Below are 22,038 nucleotides of genomic sequence, written 5' to 3'. Positions count from 1 at the left end.
GGGCACTTCTGCGGGCAATAGCCCCAAGGTTCAATCACCACCGCCCAAGGCGGTGGTTTAGGGGTGACAATAAAAAAACCTCAGTTGCGACACTGAGGTTTTTTATAAAAGAATATTATTGAGCGTCGCCAATCAATACTGAATCTAACGCAATTTCAATCATTTCATTGAAAGTGTTTTGACGCTCTTCTGAAGTCGTTTGCTCGCCAGTTTTGATGTGATCAGAGACAGTGCAAATCGTCAGTGCTTTTGCGCCATATTCCGCCGCTACGCCGTAGATTCCCGCCGCTTCCATTTCTACACCAACAATGCCGTATTTATCCATCACATCGAACATCTCTGGATCTGGCGTGTAGAAAAGCTCTGCAGAGAACAAGTTACCCACTTTCACGTTAATACCACGCGCCGTAGCCGCCTCTTCTGCGGCTTTAACCATTTTGTAATCGGCAATCGCAGCAAAGTCGTGGTCTTTAAAACGGATGCGGTTAACTTTGGAATCGGTACAAGCCCCCATACCAATCACAACATCACGCACTTTGATATCGTCGCTGACCGCACCACAGCTTCCGACACGGATCACTTTTTTCACGCCAAAATCTTTGATAAGTTCCGTCACGTAAATTGAGCATGAAGGGATCCCCATGCCATGGCCCATTACCGAAATTTTACGACCTTTGTACGTCCCTGTATAACCAAACATGTTGCGGACATCACACACTTGAACCACATCATCAAGGAAAGTTTCTGCGATGTATTTTGCGCGAAGTGGGTCACCCGGCATTAAAACAACGTCTGCAAATGCACCCATTTCAGCATTAATATGTGGAGTTGCCATTAAAAGTATCCTTTATCTAAATTGACCAAAGAATAGAGAGTGATCTCTCTATTCATCCTCAAAAAATGAATCGCTACGCTTACTGTAAGAAATTGGTGCCGTAATCCATCGCAGACGTACCGAAATAGTGCGCCAGTGACTGGCCAATATCAGCAAACGTCTCGCGACGGCCCAACGAACCGGGTGCCACTTTGTGACCATAAACTAACACTGGAATGTGCTCACGCGTATGATCCGTGCCCGGCCAAGTTGGATCGCAACCATGATCCGCCGTAAGAATAAGCACATCGTCCTCTTCCATTAACTCAAGCACTTGTGGCAGACGCTTGTCAAAGTACTCCAGTGCCGCAGCGTAGCCCGCTACATCACGGCGATGACCATAAGCGGAATCAAAATCAACGAAGTTAGTGAAGACGATAGTGTTATCTTTCGCTTGTTTGATTTGTTCTAGTGTTGCATCAAATAAAGCCGGGATGCCTGTCGCTTTGACTTTATGAGTGATGCCGCAGTAGGCGTAAATATCAGCAATTTTACCAATAGAAACCACGTTACCTTGCTTCTCATCAACCAATTTTTGCAGCACGGTCGCCGCTGGCGGCTCAACGGATAAATCACGACGGTTGCCAGTGCGAGCAAATTCTCCCGCTTTCGGGCCAATGAACGGGCGCGCAATCACGCGGCCAATGTTGTAATCCGCCAATTCTTCACGTGCGATCTGGCAAAGTTCTAACAAACGATCAAGACCAAACGTCTCTTCGTGACAAGCTATTTGGAACACTGAGTCAGCTGAGGTATAGAAAATCGGTTTACCCGTTTTCATGTGCTCTTCACCCAAATCATCTAAAACCTGAGTGCCTGATGCATGGCAGTTACCAAGAAAACCATCCAAACCTGCGCGTTCAATAATGCGATCTGTCAGCTCTTTCGGGAAACTATTTTGCTTATCGCTGAAATAACCCCATTCAAACAGCACAGGAACACCAGCAATTTCCCAGTGACCCGAAGGAGTATCTTTACCTGATGAAAGCTCAGCGGCGTGGCCGTACGCACCGATAATATCAGCGTTGGCATCAAGCCCCGGAGCAAAACGCCCCGTTGACTCTTTATGCGCCATGGCAAGCCCCAGTTTCGATAAGTTTGGCAGCGTCAATGGGCCCTGGCGATCCGCGTTATTCGCTTCGCCTTTAGCACATTGGTCTGCGATGTGGCCCAAAGTGTCAGCGCCAACATCACCAAATTGTGGTGCATCAGCGGTTTCGCCGATACCAAATGAATCTAATACTAAAATAAATGCTCTTTTCATTGCTCTCTCCAACCGATATTTTTATACGTCTTCTGCGCGAATTTGGCCGTAGACATCGGGTGTTGGTGTGTATTCTCCGCCAATTTGAATGGCGCTTTGTAATGCTTTGGCCGCTTGTTGCCATTGCGCTTCATTACGCGCATGGATCACCGCCAACGGCTTGCTGCTATCGGCAACGTCACCTAGGCGAATAAATTGGTCAAACCCAACCGCGTAATCAATAGTGTCAGTTGCGACGCGGCGTCCACCGCCCATCTCCACCACGGCCATGCCAATCGCGCGAGTATCCATTGCCGATACGACGCCACTTTCTAGAGCGTAAACGGGCTTAACCAGCTCGGTTTTTTCAAGATAGTGATCGTAATTTTCAACAAAATCAGCGGGGCCGCCTAACCCTTTGACCATTTTGCCAAAGCATTCAGCCGCTTTTCCGTTATTAAGAACGGCCATCAGTTTCGCACGAGCATCATTGCTGTCTTTTGCTAAATTGCCTAACAACAACATCTCAACGCAAGAGGCCAAGGTAATTTCCAGTAAGCGAGGATTGCGATATTCACCAGTTAAAAAGCGTACCGCTTCACGCACTTCAAGGGCATTGCCTGCCGAAGAGGCCAGCACTTGGTTCATATCCGTTAAAATAGCCGTGGTTTTCGTACCGGCGCCGTTAGCCACTGCGACGATAGATTTAGCCAACTCTTCAGAAGCTTCGTAAGTCGGCATAAATGCGCCAGAACCGACTTTGACATCCATCACCAAGGAATCTAACCCAGCGGCTAATTTTTTAGAAAGAATCGAGGCGGTGATGAGTGAAATATTGTCGACCGTTGCGGTAATGTCACGTGTGGCGTATACGCGTTTATCCGCTGGCGCGAGATCACCCGTTTGGCCGATGATAGCAACGCCCGCTTCTTTGGTTACTTGACCAAATACGTCATTACTTGGCGTGATGTTATAACCGGGAATCGACTCCAATTTATCCAGCGTGCCACCCGTATGACCAAGGCCGCGCCCTGAAATCATAGGAACAAAACCACCGCAGGCTGCGACCATGGGGCCAAGCATCAGCGAAGTAACATCGCCCACGCCGCCAGTTGAGTGTTTATCAACGATAGGACCACCGAAGTTCATCGCATCCCAGTTGATCACCATCCCAGAATCACGCATAGCGCACGTCAGTGCAATGCGCTCTGGCATAGTCATTTCATTGAAGAAAATCGTCATGGCAAAGGCCGCAATTTGGCCTTCGGAGACGGTATTATTCGCCACACCTTGAATAAAAAAGTTAATTTCTTCGGTGGTGAGGATCTCACCGTCACGCTTTTTGCGAATGATTTCTTGAGGTAAAAAAGTTTGAGTTGAATACATTAGTTGCCTCCCAAGCATGATGCTTTGGTCAGTAAGGTAAAGAGGTAATCGGGAGCTGATGGCTCAGCTCCACGAGTCAGACTTATTATTATCAGTCCTACTTCAGCGCATAATTAATACGCAGCTGGATCGGCTTTTTGGTCTGTTACTTCTAATGTATTCAAAAGATTGGTTAGCAGGCTTGAAGCCCCAAAACGGTAGTGCATGCTGTCGGCCCAATCTGCGCCAAGTAGCTCATCAGCCATCGCGAGATACAATGCAGCATCTTGCGCTGTGCGTACACCGCCCGCAGGTTTAAAACCTACAGTTTTGGCAACGCCCATATCGCGAATCACTTCTAGCATCATGCGTGCGTATTCTGGTGTTGCATTCACAGGGACTTTGCCCGTTGAGGTTTTGATGAAATCAGCGCCCGCTTCAATACAGATTTGAGACGCTTTCTTGATTAATGCTTCTTCTTTTAGCTCACCTGTTTCGATGATCACTTTAAGCAGAATGTCACCACACGCGGCTTTACATTGCTTAACAAGATCAAAACCGACTTGCTCATTACCGGCGATTAATGCGCGGTAAGGGAACACAACGTCGACTTCATTAGCACCGTACGCAACAGCGGCTTTAGTTTCCGCAACGGCAATCTCAATATCATCATTACCGTGTGGGAAGTTGGTAACGGTTGCGATACGAATCTCTGGCGTGCCTTGCTCACGAAGTGTCTTCTTCGCAATAGGAATAAAGCGAGGGTAAATACAAATTGCAGCGGTATTACCTACAGCCGTTTTGGCATCATGACAAAGGGCAATCACTTTCGCATCCGTGTCATCATCGTTTAGCGTAGTCAAATCCATCAATTTCAGTGCACGTAGTGCGGCTGCTTTTAAATCGCTCATTTCTATCTCCGATCAATATATTCAAATAGTTCACTAGTAAACCACGCTCAGTGTTGAGAGCGAGATGGCTTGCTAGCCACAAATGAACGGACTTGGTTCCTTGAAGACTCGAAATGCACTTGCATTTCAATTGCTATCCCTGTCACCGCACAGTACCAATTTGGCCTATGGCACAACCATGATATGCCGCTTATTTGCACTCATCGCCGTGTCTAACGTATATCCGTGTGTAACTTATACCCGTATCTAATTTATATCAAAGCAACACGACATGATAAAACGGGCTGCCTTTGCGTCAAATCATACTCCATGTATTGATTGGCGCTAGCTGATATCTTCACTCTTCTATTGAAAATGAATCTCACTGATACAGTATAGATTTTCACTACAAAACTGTAGCGTCATTCATAGAGCAAACGGTTTGTATCTCAAAAAAGATCAGCGTCAACGATAATCTCGTTTACCGATAAACTCTGATCTATCCATTAAAAGCTAACTTATAAAAGAGAGCTTGAGGTGATAAACACTGACCACCCGACTAAAGAGTGAATCAAAGTATTCCTTTCGCCAAAACAAAAAAGCCCCGCAGCAATCTCTTGCTACGGGGCGATGTTAAACGGCGTCTATATCTCTTTCTCTTATTTAATTAGAAAGAAAGGAAGAAGCCAGCAATGGTTGCTGCCATTAAGTTAGACAGTGTACCAGCACAAACAGCTTTTACACCCATCTTCGCGATATCGTGACGACGGTTAGGAGCAAGACCACCTAAACCACCGAGTAGAATCGCAACAGAAGAAAGGTTGGCGAAGCCACACAGTGCAAATGAGATGATAGCTTGAGTTTTCTCAGACATCACCGCACCAGTAGCAGCAACGATCTGTGCGTTCTCACCCACGTAAGGTACGAAGTTTAGATAAGCAACAAATTCGTTTACAACCAGTTTTTGCCCGATGAAAGAGCCCGCTAGCGTTGCTTCTTCCCATGGCACACCAATTAGGAATGCTAATGGAGAGAAAAGCCAACCAAGCAGTAGTTCTAGAGTCAGCTCAGGCATACCGAACCAACCACCCACACCACCAAGCATACCGTTAACTAAGGCGATTAGACCAACGAAGGCAAGTAGCATTGCACCTACGTTCAGCGCAAGTTGCAGACCAACAGAAGCACCACCTGCAGCAGCATCGATTACGTTGGCAGGTTTATCATTGCCATCCATATCGCTACCCAGTTCTTCGTCTGGAGTATCGGTTTCTGGTTTGATGATTTTTGCAAACAGTAGACCACCCGGTGCTGCCATGAAAGAGGCCGCAACAAGGTACTCTAGCGGCACACCCATCGATGCGTAACCAGCAAGTACACCACCCGCAACTGAAGCCAAACCACCACACATTACTGCAAACAGCTCAGATTGAGTCATTTTAGGTACAAACGGACGAACCACGAGTGGCGCTTCTGTTTGACCTACGAAAATGTTGGCTGCAGCAGACATCGATTCTGCACGAGAGGTACCGAGTGCTTTTTGTAAACCACCACCTAGAATCTTAATTACCCATTGCATAACGCCAATGTAGTAAAGCACAGAGATAAGTGCAGAGAAGAAGATTAGAGTAGGTAGAACTTGGAAAGCAAAGATGAAGCCAATACCGTCAACTGAAAAGTTAACTAGGCTGCCGAATAGAAAACCAGTACCGTCTTTACCGAAGTCGATGACGTTTTGAACACCCGCAGAGAAACCTGCAAGGAGATCACGACCCCATGGTACGTAAAGAACGAAACCACCGATAATAAATTGGATAGCAAAAGCGCCACCCACTGTTCTTAGATTGATAGCTTTGCGGTTATCAGACAGTAGAACTGCAAGTCCTAGCAGAACTGCCATACCGACTAGGCTCATAAACAGGCTCATAGTTTATGATTTCCTTATTAGGTTATTGTTGGCGTGTTATAAAATGGAGCTCATGAAGCGGGGTGATTATACTCATCACCACTAAGATAAAGTAATGCCAGCCTCACACTTTCTTATAAGATTCACTGCCCATTCACTCATTTATGTGAGCACGTTCAATATTTACTGATACTAGAATCATTAAACCTACATTTCATTTCGAATTTATTCACACCGGAAAGAACAGAGAATGGCTGTTTTTCCACAAAACATCAGCAACCGTTTGCTCTGATTGGTTCTTCAGCAACGCAAGCGTTTGCAGGATAATCGGCAGTTTTTGTGGGTGATTCGCTTGCCCTTGAAAACCATTGAGTGGCATATCAGGAGCATCTGTTTCTAGCACTAAACTTTCGATGGGGAGTGCCGTAATAGTAAGACGGGTTTTGTTGGCTCTTGGATAGGTAATAACACCACCCACGCCAATCTTAAAACCCAGTTCAATAAACTGGTTTGCCTGTTGAACGCTGCCAGAAAAAGCATGCAGCACTCCACCTTGGTTAAATTGATGCTTTTTTAACAGTTGTATTAGGCGGTTGTGCGCTTTACGGCTGTGTAATATCAATGGAAGTCTGACTCGTTTCGCAAGCTCTAGTTGCATTTCAAACATTGTTTCTTGCAAAGCGGGAGCAATATCAGTCGCAAAATCTAAGCCACACTCCCCCAGAGCCACGCATTGAGCTGGTTTTTGAAGTAACTTTTGCTCAAGCTCGTCGATATCCGCAGGGGAAGAGGTTGATAAAAAACAGGGATGGAAACCGAGAGCAAAGTAGAGTTCAGGATAACCGTTAGCAAGCTCGGCCACTCGTTGCCAGTTACTTGGACCAACGGCGGGAATCACTATTTTCTCAACCCCCTGCTGGCGAGCTAAATGTAAATGGTGTTCAAACTCACGCTCAAAGATAAAAAAATCGAGATGGCAATGCGTATCAAATAAACGCAGCTTCTTATTCTCGCTCACGTTCTTTACTCTGAACAGGATCTTGACGATAAGGAACACAGCTACGTTTTTTATCTGGTGTTAAACCCATGTTCTCACACCAGCGATCATAACGCGCAACCTGCTTTTTCAACCACTGCCACATAACCGCCTCTCTTACATCACTGCTCTTCGCGTTTAAAGACCAACTCAGTTGCTGATGACTCCTGTTCTACAAAATAGTAGCCAGCACTGTCAAACTGAGCCAATTGCTCTACAGAAGAGATTTGTTTATCGATAATGTAGCGCGCCATCATGCCACGAGCCTTCTTAGCATAGAAGCTAATGACTTTGTATTGCCCTTTCTTACAATCCTTAAATACCGGAGTAATGATGCTTCCCTTAAGCTTTTTCGGATTAACCGCTTTAAAATACTCGTTGGAAGCGAGATTAATCAACACATCATCGCCTTGCTCTTTCAGAGCTTGATTGAGTTTATCGGTAATGATATCTCCCCAAAACTGGTACAGGTTAGTCCCCCTCGGGTTATCCAATCTCGTGCCCATCTCCAAACGGTATGGTTGCATCAGATCCAGTGGTTTCAATACACCATACAAGCCAGAGAGCATTCTTAAATGCTGTTGGGCATATTCAAATCCGGCATCCGATAACGTTTCTGCTTCAAATCCTGTATAAACATCCCCTTTAAACGCCAAAATGGCGGGGCGTGCATTATCCAACGTGAAGGTTGGGCTCCACTGCGCAAAGCGAGCCACGTTGAGCCCAGCGATTTTATCGCTCACTTTCATCAACGCTGAGATGTCGGCAGGAGTCAATTGACGGCAAACATCGATCAACTGAGCTGAATGGTCAATAAGCTCCGGCTGAGTATATTTGCTTGTCACCAACGGGGATTCGTAATCTAACGTCTTGGCTGGGGAAACAACAATGAGCATGATATTCCTTCCTTTCTATTCTTATTTTATGACTCACAGAGTACAAAAAAAGCCATGCGGTGTCTGCATGGCTTTTTCAATCTATTTAATCGTCAGTAACGATAACAGGCTATTTGTTGTTGTACCAAATGCCATCTTCCAACTGAGATTTTAACTCAGGGTAATCATTAGCATCGAAGGTGGGAACCTTACCCGCGGCTAGCTGACGGTTATAATCTTTCGCGAGCTTAATCACAATGCCAGAGAGCAGAATGATCGCCACCAAGTTAACAATCGCCATTAACCCCATCGAGACATCCGCCATTGCCCATACGGTAGGCAAGGTCGCTAATGAACCAAACATCACCATGGCAAGGAAAACAATACGGAACAACGTTAACCCTTTCTTATTGTTGTGCTCTAAGAAAATCAGGTTCGTTTCGGCATAAGAGTAGTTGGCAATAATTGAAGTAAAGGCGAAGAAGAAAATCGCAAAAGCAACAAAAATCCCACCCCAACTGCCCACTTGTGAGCTTAATGCGCGCTGAGTCAGCTCGATACCGGTAATTTCACCGTGCGGTACATATTCACCCGACATCAAAATAATGGCGACGGTTGCTGAACAGATCACAATCGTATCAATAAAAACACCCAACATTTGCACGTAACCTTGAGAAGCAGGATGTGGCGGATAAGGCGTTGCAGAAGCCGCTGCATTAGGTGCTGAACCCATACCAGCTTCATTGGAAAACAGACCGCGTTTGATTCCGTTAATCATGGCTTGAGCAATCGCGTAACCTAAACCGCCTGCGGCCGCTTCTTGAAGGCCAAATGCACTTTTGAAAATAAGGCTTAATACGGCTGGTAGCTTTTCTATATTAGTGACCATGACAAACATCGCAATCGCTAAGTAAGCTAATGCCATGAAAGGTACAATCAACTCAGCGGTACGCGCAATTTTACGGATACCACCAAAAATGACGAAAGCCGAAATTGCAACGATGAAGATACCGACATGCAGCGGATCAAATCCAAAAGCATTTTTCATAGCTCCTGCAATTGAATTAGCTTGAACGGCATTGAATACTAGGCCAAAAGCAATAATCAGGAAGATGGAAAACAGGACACCCATCCAACGCATACCAAGGCCTTTTTCCATATAGTACGCAGGGCCACCGCGGTAGTTACCATCTTTGTCACGGGTTTTGTATAGCTGAGCCAACGTGCTTTCAGCAAATGAAGTCGCCATACCAAGCATAGCAATCAACCACATCCAGAAAATCGCGCCTGGACCACCCGCCGTTAAAGCAACAGCTACACCGGCCATGTTTCCCGTACCAACACGCGCAGCAAGGCTAGTACAAAGTGCTTGGAAAGAAGAAATACCGGCTTTATCTGCTTTGCGGCTGTTTTTCAACACACTAAACATGTGGCCGAAATGGCGAAATTGAATGAATCCTAGGCGAACGGTGAAGTACACACCAACACCGACTAAAAGATAAACAAGGATGGATCCCCAAAGTAAATCATTCATTAAATTGATTAAGTCTGTCACAAGAACCTCTCATAGAGTGATAGCGCTGACCTAAGCGAAAAGCTTCACGAAAAAATGCACATGCTGCGAGTCAACGTTCTAACCAGCATGTTTTTATCGATATTATGCAATGCATTTTATTCGTCCAAAAAGTGAGGAGTCTCAACTTTTGAAGGGGCAACGTATTTTTGACGGGCGGATAATGCAACCTGAAAGAACAAAAATCAATATGCAACAAGTTTAGTTAAAATGTTATTTTTCACTATAAAATCACCTTTGATTAACATTTAACAAACCAATGCAGCAACAGATTAGAAACCAAAACAACCCAAACTGGAAACATTGAAAGATAAAAAACAACCATAAAAACCCAGTTGCACTCACTTAATCTCACCCCTTGAGAATAAAGGGCTAATCAGTTTCACCACTAAATCTTGCATAAATTTATGATAATTTTTTATTAAATGGTCATAAAACAACCAACCAGGCAATTGTAAATTTTCAAAACAACATTTATTTAACATTTCAAAATGCAAATAAAATCGTTTGCGTCGCTTAACCGCTCCATTTTTGTACTAAAGAATCCCACTGAAACTGTGAAATTCTGGTCAAAATCCAATAAAAGGTTCATCAAAAGGAAACAAATGAGAAACAAATCATAGCTAGGCTAGCGAAAACTGTGCTATCTAGAGAGCACGACATGGCGTAATAACAACAACAAGAGGTTGCTTATGGAAAGCTTGCAATTTGACGAAATGTTGGAAATGGAAATCACAAAACTCCGCTCTAGTCGCACTAAACCAGTCAAAAGAATGTGGCGAGAAATTGAAGCGATTCAGGATCAAAAACGGTTACAAAGAGAATTGATGGAGATGGATGTCTGCTTCGAGGCTGATCAAATAAAACTCTGAGTAAAAAGGCACTTCAACAGTGCCTTTTTGTTTAACTGAATCAGCAGAGATTACTGGCACTCTTGTGCGGTTTGTCGAACTCGGTGAGCTAATTGTTGGTACTGCTCCGCAATTGTCTCACCAAATACTGGATCATCTTCGGATTGTTGCCAGCTCGCCTCCACCGCTTGCCAATCAGTCACATTAAAGGTGCGGCTGATCAAGGGTAAAACCGATTGTTCTTCTAACTCCAGATGACGCTTCTGGGAAGAAATAAATGCATCAAGCTGCTCGATGAACACGTGCTGTGGTACAACGGCATCTTGCAAAATCATATCGACAATCTCTAGAAAAGCATGAGTTTTCTCAGAAAGTTCTATATGTTCTCTCGCTAAATTTTGAATATCATTATGTTGACCATAATGATCAATATAATAGTGATAGAGAATATCTTCTTTGGGGTGGTGTACTGACTCTGAATGTGTCGCCAAGTAGTCAATAATCTCTCTCACTAAAGAGTAGTTGATACTTTGTTCATTACTCAATTGCCGTTGTTTATCTCGTAAAATGGCAAGCAAACGCGCCATATACCCGTGTTCTCTACGGATCCTTTCAATCATCATTGTGCTTCTCCATTACACTTATTTTAGATAAGTGTATAAAAGCTTCAGCGTGCTTGTTTTGACCCTGCTCGAAAAAACATCAATTAATCACTTATCCAATACGGGTTGCCAATTCACAGGCGCTTTCCCCTGCTCAATAAGCAATTGATTAGTCTTTGAAAAATGTTTACAGCCCAAAAAGCCTCGATGCGCAGAAAGAGGAGAAGGATGCGGTGCTACTAATACATGATGTTTGCTGCGATCAATCATGCTACCTTTCTTCTGCGCGTGTGAACCCCACAACAGGAAGACAACACCTTCACGCTGCCGATTTACCGCCTCAATCACCCGGTCAGTAAAGGTTTCCCAACCAGTATTAGCGTGCGAATGCGCCATACCTTGTTCAACGGTCAATACGGTATTGAGCAATAGTACCCCTTGCTCGGCCCAACTTTTTAGGTAACCGTGCGGAGGAGTAACAAAACCGGGGATATCTTGCACCAGCTCTTTATAGATATTGACCAGTGAAGGTGGGGTTTTAACGCCGGGTAACACCGAAAAACATAACCCATGAGCTTGATTTGGCCCGTGATAAGGATCTTGCCCTAAAATCACAACCTTAACATCGCCAAATTCGGTAAAACGAAACGCATTAAACACGTCAGCAGCAGGTGGATAAATCACTTTCCCCGCCAGCCTTTCCTTTTCAACAAACGCTATCGTCTGTTGAAAATACTCCTGCTGTTTTTCATGGCCGATAACATCGTGCCAAGTCAATGATTGAGTCATAACAACGCTCTGCAAATTAACTAATTACAGCATTGTAACCATAAAAAGCCACCACTGCATGAGTCAATGTCACAGAGCTTTTGCCAGTTAATGTGATTTTTGTGGCGTTCGAGTATGCCCTTGACCGTTCACATGTCGGTTAGGTATAGGCAATCGGACTGGTGGTCGAGCTATTGATGGTGAACGTGAGATCATATGAAACATAGTGACATCCTCCTTCATTTTGACGCGGCTATGCCTTTGTCTTTATGAAAGAAAGATGCCAACTTATTTAAGATGCTACTGAATCCACCGATTGTGCGTGTAGATCTCTTAATGTTTGAATTTCTTGGGCCCAGATGTCTGGATCGATTGTCTCTAAAATCAATGGGATACCATCAAACCTTGCATCTTTGGCAATAAATTCAAAGCATGGCCAACCAATTTCGCCTTGCCCTAGAGAATGATGGCGGTCAACACGGCTGGCAAACTTTGCCTTTGAGTCGTTGATGTGCATTGCACGTAAGTAGTGCATTCCCACCACGCTATCAAACTCTGAAAAGGTTGCCTCGCACGCCTCAACTGTGCGCAAATCATAACCTGCAGTAAAAGTATGACACGTGTCAAGGCACACACCTACTCGCGATTTATCCTCAACTTGCTGGATAATTTCGGCTAAATGTTCGAAACGCCAGCCTAGATTCGTCCCCTGCCCTGCGGTGTTTTCAATCACAGCAACGACCTCAGGCACGGCTTGATGTGCAAGGTTTATCGATTCTGCAATCGTCGCAAGACATTCACTTTCTGAGACTTGTTTAAGGTGACTACCCGGATGAAAATTCAGAAGCGTCAGCCCCAGTTGCTGGCAACGTTGCATTTCATCAATAAAAGCTTCGCGTGACTTAGCAAGCTTATCGGCTTCTGGCGCGCCCAGATTAATAAGGTATGAATCATGCGGCAAAATGTGTTCACTTTTAAAACCAAGCATGTGGCAGTTAGCCTTAAAAGCGCGAATGGTTGCCTCTTCGAGCGGTTTAGCAACCCACTGGCGCTGGTTTTTAGTGAATAAAGCAAATGCATTTGCTCCAATTTCTCTCGCTCTCAATGGGGCTTGGTCAACGCCGCCAGAGGCCGATACATGAGCACCAATAAATTTCATTCCACGGCCCTGAATTCTATTTGTCATTAAATCACTTTGTACTTTCAACATTGGACTTCAATTGTCTGATTTTCTGTTACTTAGGTCAAACACGCGCTAAAAATGTAGTAAAATTACAACAAAACAATAAATAAAAAATATTTTATGTATTAAAAAAAAGTAGAACTCATTGTTTTTAAATGCTTTATTGATTTAAATCAATAAAGCAACCCCCATATTATCAATGTTTATCGTTGTTTTTTGACCCAAATCAATATTAATTTTAAGGATATTAGCTATATAATAACCAACTCAACAAAGTTAGAAAATAAACACCAATAACGCCACTTAAGTGGACTAGGAGATAGTGATGATTCAAGGCATTCAAATTACAAAAGCAGCAAACGACAACCTACTAAATTCTATCTGGTTACTCGATAACGAAAAGAATGAAGCACGTTGCGTTGCCGCTAACGCAGGCTACCAAGCAGATCAAGTTATCGCGGTCAGCGACCTTGGTGAGTATGAAAGCCGTGAAGTTGCGATTGAAACAGCACCTCGCATCGAAGGCGGTCAGCACCTAAATGTGAACGTTCTTAAGCGTGAAACTCTTGAAGATGCCGTTGCACACCCTGAGAAGTATCCGCAACTGACGATTCGTGTTTCTGGTTACGCTGTTCGTTTCAACTCATTGACTCAAGAACAGCAACGTGACGTTATCGCACGTACTTTCACTGAGACGCTATAATCATAGCGTTGATGAGAATATTCATATCCAAAAATGGCGCTCAATGAGCGCCATTTTTATCGTTAGAGGAATATCATCCTGACTTCAATAAGATGAAATCAGGATCTCTTTAAGGCTGAACGCGTCTTAACACCGTTTTTAGAGCGTCAAAATCATTGTCTAACTCTTCAGAAAGCAACGTCATCACTGCATGTTTTGCAAGAGGAGCTGGTAATTCAATGTCAGTGCCTAGCACATCGTCAACGACTTCTTTAAATTTGGCAGGGTGCGCAGTACACAAAAATAGCCCCGTTTCTCCCGCTTGTAACTGCTCATCCAAAACTCGATACGCAATGGCACCATGCGGTTCACACAAATAACCTTGCGCGTAAAGTTCACGAACTGAATCCGCACTTTGTGCATCAGATACCGCACCTTTACCTAAGGTATCTAGCCCCCAGCCCTTTAAGCGACAAAGCTCTTCGATGCGCGGCCAGTTGTTCGGCTGACTCACATCCATCGCATTCGATGTGGTCGCGACAGTGGGTTTTGGATCCCATTGACCCGTTTCTAAGTAACGAGGAACGGTATCATTGGCATTGGTTGCCGCGATAAAACGCTTGATTGGTAAGCCCAATGCTTTTGCCAACAGACCAGCGGTTAGGTTGCCAAAGTTGCCACTCGGTACGGAGATGACTAAGTTTTCACGCTGCGCTTTGCTTAATTGTGATGCGGCCTCAAAGTAGTAGCAAATTTGTGCCATTAATCGGCTGATATTGATTGAATTTGCAGAGTTTAAACCGATCTCTTGGCGAAGCTTAGCGTCATCAAAAGCCTGCTTAACTAACGCTTGGCAAGCATCAAAGTCACCATTTATCGCGACAGTGTGAATATTGTTGCCCAGAGTGCAGAAGAGTTTTTCCTGTAACGGGCTGATCTTACCTTTAGGGTAAAGTATCACGACCTTGATGTCGGGCATTCCATAAAAGGCATGAGCCACCGCAGCGCCAGTATCACCAGAAGTCGCGGTTAAAATGGTGATCTGTCCACCATTTGAAACGGCGGCCAGTGACTGCGCCATAAAGCGACCACCAAAATCTTTAAATGCCAGCGTTGGACCGTGGAAAAGCTCTAGAGCATAAATGCCGTCTTTCACTTGCTTAATCGGTGCTGGACACTGAAAAGCCGCATCAACCATCGCATTCACTTGCTCTGCTGGTAATTCATCACCAATCAAGGCGCTGAGAATTTTTGTACTACGAGAGATAAAATCTTCGGCTAGTAACGCGTCAATATCTTCAAACTGAGGCAACTCTGCTGGGAAAAATAGCCCTTGATTGCGTCCTAATCCTTGGCGTACGGCTTGGCCAAAAGAGACTTGTTCATCATTTTCTTTTATGTTGTAAAGCTTCATAGAGCACTTCCTGTAACGGTCGAGCCATTTTTGTCTAAGCGACAAATATGGACGAATCCTTCTTCATTTTGTACATAATGTTGTTCAAGCCAACGAGCAACTCGCTCGGCAACCTCTTTTTCTTTGCAAATACTGAACAGTGTTGGGCCACTGCCGGAAATGCCAGTGGTGAGCGCTCCGGCTGATGCAGCGTATTTACGCGCATCCGAAAAGCCGGGCAGAAGTTTCTCACGATACGGTTCAGCAATCACGTCTTTGATCAGTTTAGCCGCTAGCTCAGGCTGACCTGAGTGACAAGCATGAATGAAACCTGCGAGATGACGACCATGCGCAATGATGTCCTGTCGACGATATTGTGAAGGTAAGATCGCTCGCGCTTCGGCTGTGGAAACTTTAATCCCAGGATACGCCATCACCCAATACCAATCGTCAAAACAAGGCACTTCTTGGCTGATGATACCTAGCTCTTCAAGCATCAATTGCACGCCTCCTAAGTAGCAGGGGGCAACGTTATCATAATGTATACCGCCTGAAATTTTACCTTCCATTTCACCCATCAGCGCTAAAAGCTCAGTCTGATTAAGTGGGTTACCGTGAAACTGGTTCAACGCATCTAAAGCTGCAACAATTGAACAAGCACTCGAACCTAAGCCTGAACCAATCGGCATATTTTTTTCTAACGTCATTTGCAACGGCTTTACTGCAATGCTCTTTTTTTCAAGCTCTCTGGCAAAAACAAGCCAGCAATCGTAAACAATATTCTGCTTTGGATCTTCTGGCAGCTTGTCGACAAAGCGACCTGCAGTTTCGAGTACAAAAGGTTCGCTGCCCGCTTTAACTTCAACACGATCCCCCAATAAACTGCCATCAATTGGCGACACAGCCGCCCCTAAAACATCAAACCCAACGCTCACATTACCAATTGAAGCTGGGGCATACACCACCACACTCATGTCACTTGAACTCATCAATTAAACCCCTAACTTCCAACCTAAGGTGCGCATCACATCAGAGAACACCCCTGCTGCTGTTACTTCTGTACCCGCCCCATAACCACGCAACACCAATGGAATCGGTTGATAATAACGGCTATAAAACGCCAGTGCATTCTCACCATCTTTGACTTTAAACATTGGGTCATTTTCATCGACCACTGCAATTTTCACCTTGCATTGGCCCTCTGATATTTCACCAACATAACGTAATACCTTACCTTCGGCGGCAGCCTTAGTGGATAGCTCTTGGAAATAAGCATCAGCCTTCGGCAAGCGCGCCATAAACTCTTCAACTGTACCCGAAATATCGAAACCCGGCGGCAAAGCAAGATCGACTTTTACGTCATCCAGCTCTAAAGGCATTCCCGCCTCACGAGCTAAAATTAACAGCTTGCGAGCCACATCCATTCCCGACAGATCATCACGAGGGTCAGGCTCAGTAAAACCTTTATCTTTAGCCAGCTGCGTAGCTTGACTAAGTGTCATACCTTCATCCAGTTTGCCGAAAATAAACGAGAGAGAGCCAGATAAAATACCGCTGAATTTTTCCAACTCATCACCAGCGGCAATGAGATTTTGCAAGTTTTCAATCACAGGTAAACCAGCACCAACCGTCGTTTCGTACATCAGTTTACGGCGCGAGTTGCGCGCCACTTCACGCAGCTGGTGATAGTAGGCCATGCTTGCGGTATTGGCTTTTTTATTAGGCGTCACAACATGAAAACCCGCAGCCAGAAATTCGGCGTACTGGTTGGCAATCACTTCACTGGAAGTACAATCAACTAAGACAGGGTTAATGATATGGTTACGCTGCACTAGAGAGATAAGCCTTGCGAGGCTAAATTCTTCACTCGCGCTATGCATTCGATCACGCCAATGCTCCAGCGGCAAGCCTTCGCTATCCAGCAATAGTGCCTTACTATTGGCAAGGCCACACACTCGAATCACAATTCCTTTATCGGCTAGTTTGGCTTGCTGACGATGAATTTGATCAACTAATTCGCCTCCGACACCGCCAACACCGACCACAAACACATCCAAGAAATGCTTAGAATTGAAGAGATTTTCATGACAAGCCTTGATCGCTTCTGAAATTTTATCTTCGGGAATCACCGCAGAAATAGCTCGCTCGGAAGAGCCCTGTGCAATGGCAACAATATTGACGTGAACTTCAGCCAGTGATGAAAAAAATTGAGAAGCCACTCCGCGCGAAGTGCGCATGCCGTCACCAACCAGAGTGACAATCGCAACGTCATCCATAAACTCGACAGGCTCAAGTAGGCCATCTTTTAATTCCAGTTCAAACGCTTCCGATAATGCTCTTTTGGCAAGGGCTTTATCTTGCGCCTCAATACAGAAACTGATGCTGTATTCTGAAGAGGATTGTGTAATCAGCACAATAGAAACGCCTGCGGCAGACATCGCGCCAAACACACGGCTAGCCATGCCGACCATGCCTTTCATGCCAGGGCCGGAGACGTTGACCATAGTCAAATTATTGAGTGTAGTAATACCTTTGATAGCCAGCTTATCTTCACCAGTATCTTGACCAATCAGCGTGCCTGCGCCTTGAGGATTAAAACTGTTTTTGATAAGACACGGAATATGAAATTGTGCAATCGGTGCAATGGTTTTGGGATGTAACACTGACGCGCCAAAATACGAAAGCTCCATCGCTTCTTGGTAGCTGAGTGATTTTAATAAACGAGCATCCGCAACCAAACGTGGGTCACAGTTATAAACGCCATCGACATCGGTCCAAATCTCACAACAATCTGCACGTAAACATGCCGCAAGCACGGCTGCAGAATAATCCGAGCCATTACGGCCTAGACAGACCAATTCACCCTTTTCATTACCAGCCGTGAAACCCGGCATAATGTTAACATGCGCTTGCGGAAGTGGATTTTGCTTGAAATTTTGCGTGGAGATCTCAACATCAACCATTGCCTCAAGGTACTCACCTTTAGCAAAAAGATACTGTACTGGATCAATCAGTGCAGCCGCTTGTCCTTTTGCTTCAAGTACCGCTTTCATCAGTTGGATAGAGACTCGCTCACCTTTACTGATAATGCGCGCATTGACGTTGTCTGGGCACATACCGAGTAAATTAATGCCGTGTACAAATTGACGCAGCTGAGACAGTGACGCTTTTACTTGATTGTCAAAAGCGGCCGAATCCACATTAGGTAATTGTGCTTTGATGCCAGCGAGTAGATCGAAAAATGAGAATTCAAGCTCCGCTATTTGGCGTTCTGCTTCGCCATTACGCAAAGCACTCTCAATAACTGCCACTAATTTATTGGTGGTTTTTCCCGGTGCAGAGAGCACAACGGCGACTTCTTCTTGCTGTACATTGTTAACGATGATATCTGCCGCCCTTAAAAAACGATCAGCATCGGCTAACGATGAACCTCCAAACTTTAATACTCGCATCCCTTCCTCCAAAACAGTTCAAATTGGTATAAAAAAAGGCCTGTATCTGGTGGGATACAGGCCTTTTTTGTAAAAACTTTTCGCTCAGCGGCCCGCCCCAACATGTGTCATGTCGGTAATAATAATGGTGGTTGTCATTACTACTAGGCTGCGCTGTAACATAGAAAAATTTAAATACTCGTGTGTTTAATTGCCTTTACGTTTACCTTACTTCGTGATCATTAGTCAATGAAAATCTGCTATTTTTTATAGTCATTCCGAATTAATCAAATTAAAAAACACAACACAACTAAGATACTTATTGCACATTAAGTGCAACCATTTTACACATAAGCAAATAACAAAATGCTATATACATAACGCTGTCATCGTGTGAAATTTGTGCTTTAATTGTTGTTACCGCAGTGGACGCAGTAACTCAAAACAAGAATAAGGAGAGGCAGATGAAACTAAAAGTTGCACTATGTTTATTTCTGCTTGTCTCTTTATCTAGCATGGCCAATACCTTACCTGCACTTCCTTCTTCACTGAGCCAATCTCCACATCGATTATTTCTTTCAAGCGAAAGTGATGGTCAACAATTTGATAGTTGGACTATTGATGGCGGTTATTCTTATAACCTTTTTGACAATTTAGATCTGTACATTGGAGCGAGAATAAATAATTCCGACTACGGCTCCGAAAGTGGTTTTTTAAGTGGCCTCAGCTACCAGCTAACCCCCAAATTATCACTAAAAAGCACCTTACGTTCAGCCGCCAGTAATCCGAATGATACGAGCAGTGCTGATGCTATGGCGGCGGAGCTATCTAGCCGACTTCAACTGTCAGAAAACGTTGATTTACATGCCACCCTTGATTATCAAGAGTGGCAGCAAGGCGTTCAATTTGGGGTGGGTTTCAGATTCTAGTGCCAGTCTAGCGCTTGAGTTGACGTTAAAACACCATTCCAATCGGCATAAACATAGTCACCCGGCTGAATCATCTGGTTGAGGATAGTCAGAGTCACATTAATTTCGCCTGCACCTCTCTTATCGGTCTTAAGTGGACAACTCGCTAACGCTTTCACGCCTAAATCCATTTGCGATAACGCAGCAACATCGCGTATCGCTCCATAAATGATGACCCCTTCCCAACCGTTTTCAATCGCCATGATCGCCAGTTGATCACCCAATAACGCTCTTTGACACGAACCGTTACCATCGACGACTAAAACTTTCCCTTTACCATTTTGGCTTAATACGTCACGAACTTTAGAGTTATCGTGATAGCAACGCACGGTGACAATTTGCCCCCAAAAAGCACTCCTTAAACCAAAAGTTTGCAAAGGCAAATCCAATATATTGATTTGCGATTCAAATTTATCGCAAATATCTGGTGTGATATCTATCATCCTTCTTCCTTGATTATTGTTTATTATTTTCATCTGACACATTAGACGCGCTGTAAAACCACAGCTCAATGAACCATAATGCCAGATACTTTACTCACCTATTCATACAAACGATGCAAAGAAAAACCCGCTGAGAATGAGCATAACTTGGCGGCCAACTGCATTTAAAAGACTGAATATTCATATTGGTGACATCCATAATAGTGCGATATCCCCCGCTGTAAACGTTGATTTTTTACGCAATTCCCATTTTTTGACAAGTATCGAGTTAACAAGTTCTTTGCTGGTAAATTTCTATGTGAGGTAAAGCCCATTACGCCTAATGCTACCATCCCCAGCGAAAATTCCCAAAAAGCATGCTATTTGCATGGGTAATGTGGTGTAAATTTACAACTGCTTAAGACGATTAATATTTGTTACATTAGAACTCTTGATGTAAATCAACAAAGTGATTGGAATTAACATTCTGCCGTTGTTAGCATGCTGTTAACATTATAGAATCCGCCTTAAAGACTAGTAGAACACCGAGGGTATGGAGACCTCAATGCAAGATATGCCTAAGGACGGCGGGCAACTGAAGTAAGTGTTTTTTTCAAAACTTTAGTTTATTATCGGCAGCAGATTACCTGTATGTTGCAATTTTTTGCCTACAATTAATTCTATTAGCACAATTTTTTCACAAGTTTAGGTACCGCCAATGCAAACCCCGCAGATTCTTATCGTTGAAGATGAGCAAGTAACTCGTAACACTCTTAAGAGTATTTTTGAAGCAGAGGGATACGCTGTTTTTGAGGCCAGTAACGGTGAAGAGATGCACCATGTGCTGTCTGATAACCCCATTAACTTGGTCATTATGGACATCAATTTACCAGGTAAAAACGGCCTTCTGTTAGCTCGTGAGCTTCGTGAACAGGCTAATGTTGCACTGATGTTTTTGACTGGTCGTGATAATGAAGTTGATAAAATCCTCGGTTTAGAGATCGGGGCTGATGACTACATCACCAAACCATTTAACCCACGTGAACTGACGATTCGTGCTCGTAATCTTCTAGGTCGTTCAATGAATACCAATACGACTCAAGAAGAGAAACGCAGTGTGGAAAAATATGAGTTCAACGGTTGGGTATTGGATATCAATAGCCGCTCTTTAGTGAATCCGGATGGTGAAGGCTACAAGCTTCCTCGCTCAGAATTCCGCGCTTTACTGCACTTCTGTGAGAACCCAGGAAAAATCCAAACTCGCGCAGATTTGCTTAAAAAGATGACTGGCCGTGAATTGAAACCACACGACAGAACAGTAGATGTGACGATTCGTCGTATCCGTAAACACTTTGAATCAGTATCAGGTACGCCAGAGATCATCGCCACAATTCATGGCGAAGGCTACCGCTTCTGTGGTGATCTAGAAGACTAAGCGTCTACCCCCAGATAGTTAGAAGCCCTTTAACCTCAGGTTAAAGGGCTTTTTTCATGGCTGACTACTGCGCGTGGAGCCGTTCTATAAATCTAATAGACTTTGTCGATGAAGACGCTCTTTTCGATAAGCCACTGCGCTGTTGTACCATCGCTCAATTGCAAAGCTACATTAACGGGCTTATCCACATTAAGCTGCATCGGCCATTCAAACACAACTTCCCATTGATCTTCACTTTGAGTCCGTAAATCTAACGATTCACTGCCCACCAGCCAATTTTTATCCCTTTGCTGGACCATCAACGCATCGATCGTTAAATTGGCAGGTAATATTGCCGACGAATCCAATCTTAATGTCCCATGCACAAGAGGTATTTCGCTCTCATTAGCTGTAGGCATTTGATTGATCCAAAGGTTACTTTTCAACCCAATGGTGATATTTGATATCACGGCACTGCTGTCCTGCAGCCAATTCACTTGCGGTGAACTACAGCCAGATAGTAGCGCCATGACTAATGAAGCCAACCCGATTTTTTTCATAC

Annotated in this window: 22 protein-coding genes and 1 other annotated feature; of the genes, 4 read left to right on the top strand and 18 right to left on the bottom strand. The window is 44.3% G+C overall.

Features of this window, described 5'->3' with window-relative positions; genetic code table 11:
* Positions 1–115: 115 nt before the first annotated feature.
* From deoD to AACR75_RS01805, 9 genes are all read right to left on the bottom strand, one after another.
* A complete protein-coding gene (gene deoD / locus AACR75_RS01845) occupies positions 116–835 on the bottom strand; it encodes a purine-nucleoside phosphorylase (RefSeq protein WP_013856127.1) in 720 nt (239 codons plus the stop codon).
* Positions 836–914: 79 nt separating this feature from the next.
* The gene (locus AACR75_RS01840) at positions 915–2,138 is read right to left on the bottom strand and encodes a phosphopentomutase (protein WP_047691612.1); all 1,224 of its coding nucleotides are present in this window, start codon (positions 2,136–2,138) and stop codon (positions 915–917) included.
* A 21-nt stretch (positions 2,139–2,159) separates the two neighbouring features.
* Positions 2,160–3,521 (bottom strand): thymidine phosphorylase, encoded by a 1,362-nt coding sequence (deoA, locus tag AACR75_RS01835; protein WP_013856125.1) that lies wholly within the window; start codon positions 3,519–3,521, stop codon positions 2,160–2,162.
* 95 nt (positions 3,522–3,616) lie between these two features.
* Positions 3,617–4,393: a deoxyribose-phosphate aldolase gene (gene deoC / locus AACR75_RS01830; protein WP_047691610.1), complete on the bottom strand. Its 777-nt coding sequence runs from the start codon at positions 4,391–4,393 to the stop codon at positions 3,617–3,619.
* A gap of 646 nt (positions 4,394–5,039) precedes the next feature.
* Complete coding sequence (locus AACR75_RS01825; RefSeq protein ID WP_013856123.1) at positions 5,040–6,299, bottom strand: NupC/NupG family nucleoside CNT transporter; 1,260 nt, start codon at positions 6,297–6,299, stop codon at positions 5,040–5,042.
* Between the two features lie 208 nt (positions 6,300–6,507).
* Positions 6,508–7,296 (bottom strand): TatD family hydrolase, encoded by a 789-nt coding sequence (locus AACR75_RS01820; protein WP_047691608.1) that lies wholly within the window; start codon positions 7,294–7,296, stop codon positions 6,508–6,510.
* Positions 7,283–7,420, bottom strand: coding sequence for a DUF5363 family protein (locus tag AACR75_RS01815; protein WP_013856121.1), 138 nt, complete (start codon positions 7,418–7,420; stop codon positions 7,283–7,285). Before AACR75_RS01815 ends, AACR75_RS01820 begins: the two co-directional genes overlap by 14 nt.
* A 16-nt stretch (positions 7,421–7,436) precedes the next feature.
* Positions 7,437–8,210, bottom strand: coding sequence for a peroxide stress protein YaaA (gene yaaA / locus AACR75_RS01810; RefSeq protein ID WP_047691605.1), 774 nt, complete (start codon positions 8,208–8,210; stop codon positions 7,437–7,439).
* Positions 8,211–8,319: 109 nt separating this feature from the next.
* Positions 8,320–9,744, bottom strand: a complete 1,425-nt coding sequence (locus AACR75_RS01805) for an alanine/glycine:cation symporter family protein (protein WP_047691602.1) — start codon at positions 9,742–9,744, stop codon at positions 8,320–8,322.
* 710 nt (positions 9,745–10,454) lie between these two features.
* On the opposite strand from AACR75_RS01805, the gene AACR75_RS01800 reads away from it, so the two are divergent.
* The gene (locus AACR75_RS01800; RefSeq protein ID WP_010318284.1) at positions 10,455–10,634 is read left to right on the top strand and encodes a DUF3545 family protein; all 180 of its coding nucleotides are present in this window, start codon (positions 10,455–10,457) and stop codon (positions 10,632–10,634) included.
* A gap of 50 nt (positions 10,635–10,684) precedes the next feature.
* Here the strand turns inward: AACR75_RS01800 and AACR75_RS01795 are convergent, their stop codons facing one another.
* The 3 genes from AACR75_RS01795 to nfo form a co-directional block, all read right to left on the bottom strand.
* A complete protein-coding gene (locus AACR75_RS01795) occupies positions 10,685–11,236 on the bottom strand; it encodes a hemerythrin domain-containing protein (protein WP_013856117.1) in 552 nt (183 codons plus the stop codon).
* An 87-nt stretch (positions 11,237–11,323) separates the two neighbouring features.
* Positions 11,324–12,004 (bottom strand): uracil-DNA glycosylase, encoded by a 681-nt coding sequence (gene ung, locus AACR75_RS01790; protein ID WP_047691599.1) that lies wholly within the window; start codon positions 12,002–12,004, stop codon positions 11,324–11,326.
* A gap of 271 nt (positions 12,005–12,275) precedes the next feature.
* A complete protein-coding gene (nfo, locus tag AACR75_RS01785; protein ID WP_019282352.1) occupies positions 12,276–13,193 on the bottom strand; it encodes a deoxyribonuclease IV in 918 nt (305 codons plus the stop codon).
* A gap of 298 nt (positions 13,194–13,491) precedes the next feature.
* Between nfo and grcA the strand changes: the two genes are divergently transcribed.
* Positions 13,492–13,869, top strand: a complete 378-nt coding sequence (grcA, locus tag AACR75_RS01780) for an autonomous glycyl radical cofactor GrcA (RefSeq protein WP_026027385.1) — start codon at positions 13,492–13,494, stop codon at positions 13,867–13,869.
* Positions 13,870–13,978: 109 nt separating this feature from the next.
* Here grcA and thrC read toward each other — a convergent pair whose 3' ends face one another.
* The 4 genes from thrC to thrL all read right to left on the bottom strand — a co-directional run bounded on the left by thrC (position 13,979) and on the right by thrL (position 18,855).
* Positions 13,979–15,262: a threonine synthase gene (gene thrC, locus AACR75_RS01775; protein WP_047691597.1), complete on the bottom strand. Its 1,284-nt coding sequence runs from the start codon at positions 15,260–15,262 to the stop codon at positions 13,979–13,981.
* Positions 15,259–16,215, bottom strand: a complete 957-nt coding sequence (gene thrB / locus AACR75_RS01770; RefSeq protein ID WP_026027386.1) for a homoserine kinase — start codon at positions 16,213–16,215, stop codon at positions 15,259–15,261. The genes thrC and thrB overlap by 4 nt, the downstream gene beginning before the upstream one ends.
* Before the next feature lie 18 nt (positions 16,216–16,233).
* Positions 16,234–18,693 carry a bifunctional aspartate kinase/homoserine dehydrogenase I gene (thrA, locus tag AACR75_RS01765; RefSeq protein ID WP_047691594.1) on the bottom strand — a complete coding sequence of 820 codons (2,460 nt, stop codon included), beginning with the start codon at positions 18,691–18,693 and terminating at the stop codon, positions 16,234–16,236.
* Between the two features lie 29 nt (positions 18,694–18,722).
* Positions 18,723–18,840 (bottom strand) — a sequence feature (Thr leader region).
* On the bottom strand, positions 18,778–18,855 hold the full coding sequence (thrL, locus tag AACR75_RS01760) for a thr operon leader peptide (protein ID WP_100208354.1): 78 nt from the start codon (positions 18,853–18,855) through the stop codon (positions 18,778–18,780). Its footprint overlaps the feature before it by 63 nt.
* A 242-nt stretch (positions 18,856–19,097) precedes the next feature.
* On the opposite strand from thrL, the gene AACR75_RS01755 reads away from it, so the two are divergent.
* Positions 19,098–19,601 (top strand): hypothetical protein, encoded by a 504-nt coding sequence (locus AACR75_RS01755; RefSeq protein WP_047691591.1) that lies wholly within the window; start codon positions 19,098–19,100, stop codon positions 19,599–19,601.
* Here AACR75_RS01755 and AACR75_RS01750 read toward each other — a convergent pair.
* Positions 19,598–20,083, bottom strand: a complete 486-nt coding sequence (locus tag AACR75_RS01750; RefSeq protein ID WP_010318275.1) for a putative 4-hydroxy-4-methyl-2-oxoglutarate aldolase — start codon at positions 20,081–20,083, stop codon at positions 19,598–19,600. The genes AACR75_RS01755 and AACR75_RS01750 overlap by 4 nt on opposite strands.
* 697 nt (positions 20,084–20,780) lie before the next feature.
* On the opposite strand from AACR75_RS01750, the gene arcA reads away from it, so the two are divergent.
* Positions 20,781–21,497, top strand: coding sequence for a two-component system response regulator ArcA (gene arcA / locus AACR75_RS01745; RefSeq protein ID WP_013856108.1), 717 nt, complete (start codon positions 20,781–20,783; stop codon positions 21,495–21,497).
* A gap of 92 nt (positions 21,498–21,589) precedes the next feature.
* Here arcA and AACR75_RS01740 read toward each other — a convergent pair whose 3' ends face one another.
* Entirely contained in the window at positions 21,590–22,036 is a 447-nt protein-coding gene (locus AACR75_RS01740; RefSeq protein WP_013856107.1) for a hypothetical protein, read from the bottom strand.
* Between the last annotated feature and the right edge of the window lie 2 nt (positions 22,037–22,038).

The organism is Vibrio sp. ZOR0018, assembly GCF_963865925.1.
GTDB classification, from domain to species: domain Bacteria; phylum Pseudomonadota; class Gammaproteobacteria; order Enterobacterales; family Vibrionaceae; genus Vibrio; species Vibrio anguillarum.
The sequence above is the reverse complement of the archived record's forward strand: the minus strand, read 5'-3'. Positions and strand labels throughout refer to the sequence as shown.

Excerpts from the sequence above, each read along its gene's own strand:
- arcA (WP_013856108.1), top strand. The coding sequence starts at position 20,781 with ATGCAAACCCCGCAGATTCTTATCGTTGAAGATGAGCAAGTAACTCGT.
- AACR75_RS01800 (WP_010318284.1), top strand. The coding sequence starts at position 10,455 with ATGGAAAGCTTGCAATTTGACGAAATGTTGGAAATGGAAATCACAAAA.
- thrA (WP_047691594.1), bottom strand. The coding sequence starts at position 18,693 with ATGCGAGTATTAAAGTTTGGAGGTTCATCGTTAGCCGATGCTGATCGT.
- AACR75_RS01825 (WP_013856123.1), bottom strand. The coding sequence starts at position 6,299 with ATGAGCCTGTTTATGAGCCTAGTCGGTATGGCAGTTCTGCTAGGACTT.
- thrC (WP_047691597.1), bottom strand. The coding sequence starts at position 15,262 with ATGAAGCTTTACAACATAAAAGAAAATGATGAACAAGTCTCTTTTGGC.
- yaaA (WP_047691605.1), bottom strand. The coding sequence starts at position 8,210 with ATGCTCATTGTTGTTTCCCCAGCCAAGACGTTAGATTACGAATCCCCG.
- deoA (WP_013856125.1), bottom strand. The coding sequence starts at position 3,521 with ATGCTTGGGAGGCAACTAATGTATTCAACTCAAACTTTTTTACCTCAA.
- deoC (WP_047691610.1), bottom strand. The coding sequence starts at position 4,393 with ATGAGCGATTTAAAAGCAGCCGCACTACGTGCACTGAAATTGATGGAT.
- thrB (WP_026027386.1), bottom strand. The coding sequence starts at position 16,215 with ATGAGTGTGGTGGTGTATGCCCCAGCTTCAATTGGTAATGTGAGCGTT.
- nfo (WP_019282352.1), bottom strand. The coding sequence starts at position 13,193 with ATGTTGAAAGTACAAAGTGATTTAATGACAAATAGAATTCAGGGCCGT.
- ung (WP_047691599.1), bottom strand. The coding sequence starts at position 12,004 with ATGACTCAATCATTGACTTGGCACGATGTTATCGGCCATGAAAAACAG.
- thrL (WP_100208354.1), bottom strand. The coding sequence starts at position 18,855 with ATGTTACAGCGCAGCCTAGTAGTAATGACAACCACCATTATTATTACC.
- deoD (WP_013856127.1), bottom strand. The coding sequence starts at position 835 with ATGGCAACTCCACATATTAATGCTGAAATGGGTGCATTTGCAGACGTT.
- AACR75_RS01750 (WP_010318275.1), bottom strand. The coding sequence starts at position 20,083 with ATGATAGATATCACACCAGATATTTGCGATAAATTTGAATCGCAAATC.
- grcA (WP_026027385.1), top strand. The coding sequence starts at position 13,492 with ATGATTCAAGGCATTCAAATTACAAAAGCAGCAAACGACAACCTACTA.
- AACR75_RS01795 (WP_013856117.1), bottom strand. The coding sequence starts at position 11,236 with ATGATGATTGAAAGGATCCGTAGAGAACACGGGTATATGGCGCGTTTG.
- AACR75_RS01815 (WP_013856121.1), bottom strand. The coding sequence starts at position 7,420 with ATGTGGCAGTGGTTGAAAAAGCAGGTTGCGCGTTATGATCGCTGGTGT.
- AACR75_RS01740 (WP_013856107.1), bottom strand. The coding sequence starts at position 22,036 with ATGAAAAAAATCGGGTTGGCTTCATTAGTCATGGCGCTACTATCTGGC.
- AACR75_RS01840 (WP_047691612.1), bottom strand. The coding sequence starts at position 2,138 with ATGAAAAGAGCATTTATTTTAGTATTAGATTCATTTGGTATCGGCGAA.